Source organism: Micromonospora reichwaldensis (genome assembly GCF_031845925.1).
Taxonomy (GTDB): Bacteria; Actinomycetota; Actinomycetes; order Mycobacteriales; family Micromonosporaceae; genus Micromonospora; species Micromonospora reichwaldensis.
On record NZ_JAVRFL010000016.1, the window covers coordinates 106,681 to 116,584 of the forward strand.

Genomic DNA, 9,904 nt, shown 5'->3' on the forward strand with positions numbered 1-9,904 from the left:
GTCGTGGGTCATCACGGGTAGACGGCGGCATGGACCACGAGGACCAGCCCACCGTTGCGCTCCCGGGCGAGGTGCGGATGCCCCTGCTCGGCTTCGGCACCTGGCAGGCCACCGGCCAGGCCGGGTACGACGCGGTGCTCGCCGCGCTCGACGCCGGCTACCGCCACGTCGACACCGCCACGATGTACGGCAACGAGGAGGAGGTCGGCCGGGCGGTCCAGGAGAGCGGGCTGCGCCGCGAGGACGTCTTCGTCACCACCAAGCTGCCGCCGGACCGGGTCGGACGGGAGCGGGAGACGCTCGAGGCCAGCCTGACCGCGCTCGGCACCGACCACGTCGACCTGTGGCTGATCCACTGGCCGCCGGAGAACCCGGCGGACAACATCCCCGTCTGGCGCGAGCTGCTCGCCGCCCGGGACGAGGGGCTCGCGCGCGCGGTGGGGGTGAGCAACTACGGCACCGGCCAGCTCGACGAGCTGATCCAGGCGACCGAGGAGAACCCGGCCGTCAACCAGATCCGGTGGAGCCCCTCGTTGTACGACCGGCAGCGGCACAAGGAGCACCGGGACCGGGGAGTGGTGCTGGAGGGTTACAGCCCGTTCAAGACCAGCGACCTCGCCCACCCGGTGCTGACCCGCATCGCCGCCGCGCACGACGTCTCCCCGGCCCAGGTGGTGCTCCGCTGGCACGTCGACCACGAGATCGTGGTCATCCCCAAGTCGGTGACCCCGGAGCGGATCCGCGTCAACGCCGACATCTTCCGCTTCTCGCTGACCGCCGAGGAGATGCGCGACATCGACGCTCTCGGCAACCCCTGACGAACCCCTTCCGGCACCCGGAGCGAAGGCCCGGTCCGGGGTCCGTCTTTGCCAAATTCCTTCAGCCTGAATAGGGGCGATGAAGGGTATCGACATAGATGCTCGTGACGATATACCGTGCGCGTCACCAGTTCATCGATGAGTCGGAACCCCTCCGCCCTTGTCTGAAGGAGCGCCATGAACGCGTCACGACCCGCCCGCCTCCCCCGACGCGGGGTGCTGGGCATGTCGGCCCTGGTGGCCACCGCGGTGGCCGTAGCCGCCAAGCCCGCCACGGCGAGCGCCGCGCCGCTCGCCGCGCCGAAGGCCGAGTGCCTCGCCGACCTGCTCGGGGAGTCCTGATGGCCACCATTCCCTGGCTGGTGGACGTCCTGCGGGGAGCGGGCGTCCAGGTCGTCACCCACGGCGACTGGGTCAACCGCATGCGTCCCGGCTCGTTCGACCCGATCGGTGTGCTCTGGCACCACACCGCCGCCACCTCCAGCGCCAGCAACCCGCACCCGGCGCTCAACGTCTGCATCAACGGCCGGTCCGACCTGCCCGGCCCGCTCTGCCAGGCCCTCGTCGACTACCACGGCGTCTTCCACGTCATCTCCGCCGGGCGCTGCAACCACGCGGGCGTCAGCCGGGGCAGCGGGCCGATCCCCGCCGGCGACGGCAACACCCTGATGATCGGGTGGGAGATCGACTACAACGGCGTGAACCAGGAGATGACGGCGGCGCAGTACAACGCGTCGATCGCCGCCACCGCCGCCGTGCTCAAGCGGCTGGGCAAGGACGCCAGCTACGCCCGGGGCCACCGCGAGACGAGCACCAGCGGCAAGATCGACCCGTCCTTCATCGACCTGAACACGATGCGCGCCGACGTCGCCGCGAAGATGGCGGGCGGCGGCAACACCTGGAGTTCCGTGGTGGACAACTCCACCGCCGGACGCTTCACCGCCAGCGCCAGCTGGGGCACCTCGGCGTACTCGGCCCAGCGCTACGGGACCGACTACCGCTTCGCCCAGCCCGTCGCCGCCAGCGACGCCGCCTGGTACAAGTTCAACGTGCCGGCGACCGCGAACTACCGGGTCGACGCCTGGTGGCCGGCGGTCTCCGGCTACAACACCGCGACGCCGTACATCGTGGCCACCACCACCGGCAACCGGACGGTCATCGTCAACCAGGCGGCGACCGGCGGGCAGTGGCGTTCCCTCGGCACGTTCACGCTGCCGGCCGGGGACGCCAACCGGGTCGCGGTCAGCCGGTGGAGTTCCGCCGCCGGCCTCGTCATCGCCGACGCCGTCCGGCTCACCCGGGTCTGACGGGCCGACGACCCCTCGCGTACGGCGGCTCCCGGGGGACGGGGAGCCGCCGTACGCACGTCTTGAGGGGCGGGGTGCCGAGGGGCGGTCGCCCTGCCGGCCCGGGTCGCGTAAGCGTGGCCGACGAGGGCGACGGCGATCACCGTAGCCTCCACGGTGGCCGGTGCCGTCCGCCTCACTTCGGCTCCGACCTGTCGGTTCGTCGTTCCCCGCGGCGCGCGGGAGTGCGACCGTGCCATGGTCGCGGTGCCATTCCGGGGACCGTGGCGCACCCTGTCGTGGGGGAATTCCGGCAGCTGTTCCGGTGTGAGTGGACGGGGTGGGGAGAAGTGTCCCGAGCGACATCCGGGGATTGCGCCGAGAATCGCCTCCCGGTCGCTTCCGAAGGCTGTCTCGTCGGCCGGCCTCGGCCCCCTGAGTAGGGGTCGAGCCCGTCGACGGCCAAGCTGAAAACGTTTCAGGTCGGTTCGACGTCCCTTTCCCGCGTCCGCTGTGTCGTTCCGTCCGAATGGCGACGGACGGGCACCCGTGCGGCTCGCGCGGGGGTTGATCGGGGGATGGCCGACTTTCGAGGGCCGACGGTCACCTTCGGTTAAATAGAAGGAAGTCGAAAGGGCCGGGCGTGCTGTCCGCAGTGGTGCTCGGTCGTTTCGAATCCTGATTGGCCAATCAGCCGACCATTGGGCTTAAGCTGCTGGTTTCCGTACATCCATCGGCCCTGCGCCGGCGCGGGCGGCGCCGGCCCGGCGATGCGCGTGGGTCCGGGAGACTCCACGCCGGACCGGCTGACCCCTGAATCGCGGTCGCACAGCGTGGTGATCCATCGAGGAGATGTCCGCTTCGCCAGCATGCGTCCTTACAGTTTGTGACCGGACTTGTGCTCTCTGCCATGTGGTTCATAGAGTCCCGGCTCGCACAGATGGATACACACGGGGGAGGGTTCGTGGACCGTCGGATGACGGCCACCGTTCGTTCATGCCTTGCGGCAGGCGTCGCGGTCATGACAGCGGTCGCGTTGTTTGGTATCTCCGGAGAGCCGGCGGAGCTTCTCGCCGCCGGCCCGGACGGCGTGACAGGTGGCGTTCAGGGCAAATCGGATGAGGCGGTGTCCCTGCGCACGGCACGCGAAAGCGGTAAGCCGGTGCAGGTCAAGAGCCTCACCTCAGAGACGGCCGAGGTCTTCGCGCTACCGGACGGGCAGTTCCGGGCGGAGATCGCCGCCGGGATACAGCGGTTCAAGCGGGACGGCGGATGGGTGTCCGTCGACCTCACCCTCAAGGCGGCTCCCGACGGCGCGGTCGCGCCCGTCGCGCACCCCAACGACCTGAAGATCTCCGGGCCGGCCGGAGCCGGCGAGCACGAACTGGCCGCCGTCGGGACCGGCGACGACCGGGTCGCGATGGGCTGGTCGGGGGCGTTGCCCACGCCGGTGCTGACCGGCAACCGGGCCACCTACGTGGACGCCCGGCCGGGCGTGGACCTGGTCGTCGAGGCCACCCGGCTCGGCTTCGAGCAGTTCCTCGTCGTCAAGACGCGGTCCGCCGTCGCCCAGGTCGAGCGGATCAGCTTCCCGTTCACCGGCCCCGGCGTGGCGTCGTCGGCGCGGGGTGCGGACGGCGCGGTGACCCTGACCGGCCGTTCCGGAAAGCAGACCGCCCGGATCCCGGCCCCGTTGATGTGGGACGCGAAGAAGACCATCACCGGTGCTCCGGCCCAGCGCAGGCCGGTGCGTACCGACCTCGCCCGGCGGGGTGGCGGCGTCGAACTCACGCTCACGCCGGACGCCCGCTGGCTGGCCAGCGAGTCCACCACCTTCCCGGTGACCATCGACCCGACGGTCAACCCGCTGACCACCACGTTCGACACGTACGTCCGGCAGACGGTGACCACCGACCAGAACCAGGAACCGGACCTGCAGATCGGCCTGCTGGCGACCACGCCGGCCACGCTGACCCGCTCGTTCCTCACCTGGGACACCACGGTCCTCGCCGGAAAGCAGATCACCGCCGCCACCGTGTCGTTCTTCAACTTCTGGTCGCACACCTGCACGCCCACGTCCTGGGAGATCTGGTCCACCGGCGCGTCGACCTACACCACGACGTTCACCAACCAGCCGTCCTGGGACCACTTCGAGGCGACGTCGACCGCCACGCACGGCTCGACCAGCTGCGCCGACGCGTGGGCGAACATCGACGGCAAGAGCTTCTTCCAGCGCGCGGCCAGCGCGAACAAGACCCGCGCCGGCATGGGTGTCCGGGCCACCGACGAGACGGTCCCCGCCGGGTTCAAGCAGTTCCGGTCCCGGGAGGGCGCCGCGGCGACCGAGGACCCGAAGGCGTCGGTCACGTACAACTCCTGGCCGACCGTCACCTCCCGGGTCACCGTCCCGGCCACCAGCTGCGCGACCGGCTCGGCCCGTCCGCAGGTCAACACCCTGACCCCGCAGCTCAAGGCGACCGTCGCCGACGCCGACAACACCGCGATGACGGTCACCTTCGAGTGGTGGGCGATGAACGCCGACGTGGCGATCGGCTCCGCCACCTTCAGCAACGTCGCCTCCGGCGCCACCGCCGCGACGACCGTCCCGGCGGGTGCCTTCGTCGACGGCGGCATCTACCGCTGGCGGGTCAAGGCTGCCGACGGCGTCGCCGGCAGTGACGTCTGGTCCTCGTTCTGCGAGATGCAGGTGTACACCACCGCCGCCCCCGTCACCGGCTGCACCGGCGGCACCGACAGCGACTTCAACGGCGACGGCACGACCGACATCGCGGTCGCCGACCCGGAGGCCGTGGTGGGCGGTGCCGTCCGCGCCGGCCGGATCCACGTGACGTACGGCGGCAGCGCGACCGTGCACAGCCTGCACGAGGGCGCCGCCAAGGTGCCGGGCTCGGCCGAGGCGGGCGACCGGTTCGGCATGTCCATCTCCGCCTACGACGCCAACAACGACGGGTGTACGGACCTCGCGGTCGGCGTGCCGTTCCAGAACATCAGCGGCCAGCCCTATGCCGGTGCCGTCTACGTGCTGTTCGGCTCACCGGCGGGCCTAGCGCAGACACAGACGTCCCTGGTCTACCACCAGGACTCCACGAACGTCCCGGACGCGGCCGAGGCCAACGACTGGTTCGGCCAGGCCGTGGCCGGCAGCCGAACCGCCAGCGGCGAGCCGTACCTGGTGATCGGGGCGCCCGGCGAGGGCCTGCCCACCGGCGCTCTCGCCGGCACCGTGCACTACCTGCGGGGCAACCTGAATCTCATGCTCAGCCAGGGCAACGGGATCCCCGACACGGCGGAGATCGACGACCGCACCGGCTACGCCGTCGCCGCGTCCAAGCACCACTGGGCGGTCAGCTCCCCGGGCGAGTCGATCGGCACGGAGACCTTCGCCGGCTCGGTGAACGTCTTCGGCCACACCCTGACCAACGGGTTGCCCACCCTCGCCGCCGGATTGACCCAGGACGCGGCGATCCTGAACGGGGCGAACGTCTCCAACGTCTCCCAGGCGGACGACAACTTCGGCAAGTCCATCGCCCTGGTGCCGTACCGTCCGGTCGGATCGCCGACCGGGCAGCGGGACTCGCTGCTGGTCGTCGGCGTGCCGGGGGAGGACATCACCGTCGCGGCGACCGGAAAGCTGGAGACGGACGCCGGCCTGGTGCACCGCTTCCACATCACCGCCGCCAACGCCGCCGCGGAACTGCCGGCGATCACCTACGCGTCGAAGGACGGCAACTACCTCGGCGAGAAGGTCGCGGTGACGAACACCGCACCGGCCAGCGAGGGCACCAACGCGACGATGTTCATCGCGATCGGCGCACCGGGTGACGACGCCGGGGAGACGACGGCCGACTCCGGCCGGGTACGGATCTTCCCCGCCCTGGCCAACCCGATCGGTACCCCGATCACCCTGGAGCGCGGTGGCGCGAGCATGCCGGGCTCCGTACGGGCGCAGGAACTCGTCGGCACCTCGCTCGGCGCGACCGCGCAGCGCCTGTACGTCGGCACGCCCTACGGCCTCGACGCGGTGTACGGCTTCACCTGGGCCGACCTCGCCGCCGGTAACCGCGTTCCGAGCATCACGCTGCAACCAGGCCAGGGCGGCCTGCCCACCGGCCAGAGCACGTTCGGGGTGGCGGTCAGCTGATGACACACATGGATTCGCACAGCTCAACGGGGGAGGACCTGAGGGTGGCCAGTCGTAGGAGAAAGCGGGGCCGGCTCTTCACGCTCGGCCTCACGCTCGGCCTGGCCGGGCTGATGTCCGCCGGGGCGTTCGTCGAGCCGCAGCAACCGGCACCGCCGGTGGTGCCCGCCGCCGCGCTCGAGCAGGACCCCATCCGGGACACCGAGGCCGAGGCGCTGGTCGCGGCCAAGGCGCTCAACCAACCGGTCGAGGTGCTGTCGCATCGCACGGAGTACCGCGACGTCTTCGCGCAGCCCGACGGCACGTTGATCGCCAACGACCACGCCCAAGCGGTCCGGGTCACCCAGGGCGACGCCTGGGTACCCGCCGACTCGACGCTGATGGTCCTGCCCAACGGCGCCTACGGGCCGACCGCCGCGCTGCTGGGGATGGAGCTGTCCCAGGGCGGCACCGCGCCGCTCATGGTGGCGTCGCGCGACCAGAAGAGCATGACGCTGACCTGGCCGCACGGGCCGCTGCCCGCCCCGCTGGTCGAGGGCAGCCAGGCGACCTACCCGAACGTGTTCCCGGACGTCGATCTGGTGGCGACCGTGACCGTCGAGGGCTTCTCGCACGTGCTCCTGGTCAAGACGCCCGAGGCGGCCAACCTGCCGGAACTGCAGAACCTCCAGCTCGGCGTCACCGCAGCCGGCCTGACCATCCAGGAGACCGGGGACGGGGGCGTGGTGGCGCTCGACCCGGCCACCGGAAACCCGGTCCTCGAGGCCGACGCCCCGACCATGTGGGACAGCGGGACGCCGGACGGCGAGGGCGTCGCCGCCCGGTCGTCGTCCGTCGACACCGATCCGGGTGCGGCCTCGGTGCAGGGCCCGGGCGACACGTCCGAGGTGGCCCAGGTCGGTCTCGACTACGCCGACAACACCCTGACGCTCACGCCGAACCGGGCCATGCTCACCGACCCGGAGGCGTCCTTCCCGCTGTACATCGACCCGGTGTGGCAGAGCAGCACCAACAGCGGCTGGGCGATGGTCGACAGCGGGTACCCCAGCGAGGAGTACTGGAAGTTCGACGGCAAGCGGCACGAGCGGATCGGGCTCTGCCCCAGCTCGTGCAACAACTCGAAGATCAAGCGGCTGTTCTACCGGCTCGCCACGCCGTACTCCGGAAAGACGATCCTGAGCGCCGAGTTCCGGGTGACGATGCAGCACGCCTGGAACTCGACCGCCCGGGCCGCCTCGCTCTACCTCATGCCCCTCTCGTCCACCATCGGGACGTCGACGAACTGGGGCAACCAGCCGGGGGGCTCCGGCTGGAGCGGCGCGACCCTGCTCGCGACGGCATCCCCCTCCAGCGTCCAGTCGTCGTGCACCTCGACCAACCAGAACGCGAGCTGGAACGCGAAGAGGGCGGTGGAGATCGCCGCGGAGGAGAACAAGGGATCGGTGGTCCTCGGCCTGCGGGCGACGAACGAGAGCGACTACACGCACAGCAAGCGGTTCTGCGACAACGGCCTCCTCTCGGTCCGCTACAACCGGTCGCCGCTCATCCCGAACCTCAACGAGCTGACCATGTCGCCCGGCGGGCAGTGTGCCTACGGGGCGAACGCGCCGTACGTGGACGTGCCGCCGAGGCTCAACGCGGTGCTGCGGGACCCGGACCACTCCTCGGCGCACACGGAGCAGGTCAAGGGCGAGTTCCGGGTCACCTGGACACCGCCCGGTGGTACGACGCAGACGCGCACGTACCTGACGTCCCTGAAGGCCAGCGGATCGGTCTTCTCCTCCCCCGCGCTCAGCGACATCCCGCAGAACGTGCTCATCTCCTGGGATGTCCGGGGCAGCGACAACACCAAGGCCGGGCCGTGGAGCAGTGACGGCACCCGCGACGTCTGTCAGTTCTGGTACGACACGACCAGTCCGAGCGCCCCGGACGTCGACTCCGCCGTCTACCTGCCGCAGGACGCGGCGGACAACGGCACGTCGGGGGCGCCGAACTGCATCGAGAGCGACGAGTGGCTCGGTTCGATCGGTGTGCCCGCCAGCTTCACCTTCGACTCCGCCGCCACGGACGTCGTGGCGTACCGCTACGGGTTCAACACCAACCCGATGCCGACGAACGTGCTGCACCCTGCCACGGACGGCGGCCCGGTCACGCTGAACAACTGGTACCCCGACAAGGAGGGTCCTCGGACGATCAACGTCCAGGCCGTCGACCGGGCCGGGCGGTCGAGCACCATCGCCTCCTGCACCTTCCGGGTGGGCAAGCGCCCGCCGACGTCGCAGTGGTCCCTGGGCGAGGTCGCGGGCCAGGACGAGGCGAACGACGGTCTCGGCGAGAACGACGCCACGGTCGGCAGCGGCATCACCTTCGGCGTGGAGGGCCCGGGCGGCCCGTCCGACACGGCGGCCCGCTTCGACGGCACGGCGAACGCCTACCTGACCACCGCCAAGCAGGTGCTGACGGACACGTCGACGAGCTTCGCGATCACCGGTTGGTTCAAGGTCGACGACCCCGCCCGGAGGCAGGTGGCGATCAGCCAGGACGGCACCGGTGAGCCGGGCCCGACGCTGGGCATCGACGAGGGCGCCTGGTACTTCCGGATGCCGGTCAACGACGTCGTCACGCTGGGCCGGTGGCAGGTGATCGGGGGCCCGGCCACGACGGGCTGGACGTACGTCGCGGCCATCTTCGACGGCACCAGGAAGGAGATGTCGCTCCAGGTGGGCGCCGCCGCCCCGGTCGTCGCCCAACGCCGGTCGTTGACCAAGGCGCGTGGCCCGCTGCAGATCGGGCGCACCCTGACCAAGGGTGGCTACTTCGACAACTGGCAGGGGTCGATGGCGGACGTCTCGGTCTTCGACCGGCTGGTCCTCCCGGCGGAGGTCACCGGCCTGAAGAAGACGGCGCCGAACCGCAAGGCGTACTGGCGGTTGAACGCCGAGACCAGCAAGGTGAGCCCCGAGGAGAAGGGTGGTGCGGGCGTCACGCTGGGACCGGCGGCGACGATCTACCGCCACCCGGTGCTCTCCCTGCTCGGCGGTGGCCACCTGGCGCTCAACGGTCAGCCGGAGAGCTACGCGAGCACGCCGACGAACGCCGACATGGCGGGCAGCTTCTCGATCAGCGCCCGGGTCAAGCTGACCAGCAACTGCGCGGGTGCCCCGATGGCCGTCTTCTCGCAGAAGGGCAGCCAGGGCAGCTCGGTGATCGTGCGCTGCAACGACCAGGGCTCGTGGGAGTTGGCCATGGCCGAGAGCGACGTGGCGGCCCCGGAGTGGACGACGAGGAGCGCCGGTGAGGCACCGAAGCTCATCGGCAAGGGCGATCACCTCACCCTCGTCTACAACGGCTACATCCGCGAGATGGCCCTGTACGTCAACGGAACCTTCAGCCAGGCGATCGAGCTCAAGTCGCCCTTCGCCGCCACCGGCGGGGTGCAGCTGGGCCGGGCCTTCATCGCCGGCGCCTTCGACGAGCACCTGTCCGGCGCGATCGACGACGTCCGGGTCTACGACGGGGTGACCGACCCGGTGCTGATCCAGAAGCTCAACGTCTCGGTACGCGAGCAACCGACGCTGTGACGCGGCAGGCGGTGGGTCCGTCCGTACCGATCGGGCCCACCGCCTCGCGCCGCGGTC

The 9,904-nt window shown here is 70.6% G+C and carries 5 protein-coding genes; all 5 read left to right on the forward strand.

Annotated elements, in window-relative coordinates; genetic code table 11:
- The first annotated feature begins 29 nt into the window (after positions 1–29).
- The 5 genes from RM555_RS15765 (at position 30) to RM555_RS15785 (ending at position 9,847) form a co-directional block, all read left to right on the forward strand.
- A complete protein-coding gene (locus tag RM555_RS15765) occupies positions 30–818 on the forward strand; it encodes an aldo/keto reductase (protein ID WP_311412444.1) in 789 nt (262 codons plus the stop codon).
- A 177-nt stretch (positions 819–995) separates the two neighbouring features.
- Positions 996–1,160 (forward strand): hypothetical protein, encoded by a 165-nt coding sequence (locus tag RM555_RS15770; RefSeq protein WP_165947736.1) that lies wholly within the window; start codon positions 996–998, stop codon positions 1,158–1,160.
- The gene (locus RM555_RS15775) at positions 1,160–2,125 is read left to right on the forward strand and encodes a golvesin C-terminal-like domain-containing protein (protein ID WP_311412445.1); all 966 of its coding nucleotides are present in this window, start codon (positions 1,160–1,162) and stop codon (positions 2,123–2,125) included. The genes RM555_RS15770 and RM555_RS15775 overlap by 1 nt, the downstream gene beginning before the upstream one ends.
- A 1,000-nt stretch (positions 2,126–3,125) precedes the next feature.
- Positions 3,126–6,266 carry a DNRLRE domain-containing protein gene (locus RM555_RS15780; RefSeq protein WP_311412446.1) on the forward strand — a complete coding sequence of 1,047 codons (3,141 nt, stop codon included), beginning with the start codon at positions 3,126–3,128 and terminating at the stop codon, positions 6,264–6,266.
- A gap of 113 nt (positions 6,267–6,379) precedes the next feature.
- Positions 6,380–9,847, forward strand: coding sequence for a LamG domain-containing protein (locus tag RM555_RS15785; RefSeq protein ID WP_311412480.1), 3,468 nt, complete (start codon positions 6,380–6,382; stop codon positions 9,845–9,847).
- Positions 9,848–9,904 lie beyond the last annotated feature (57 nt).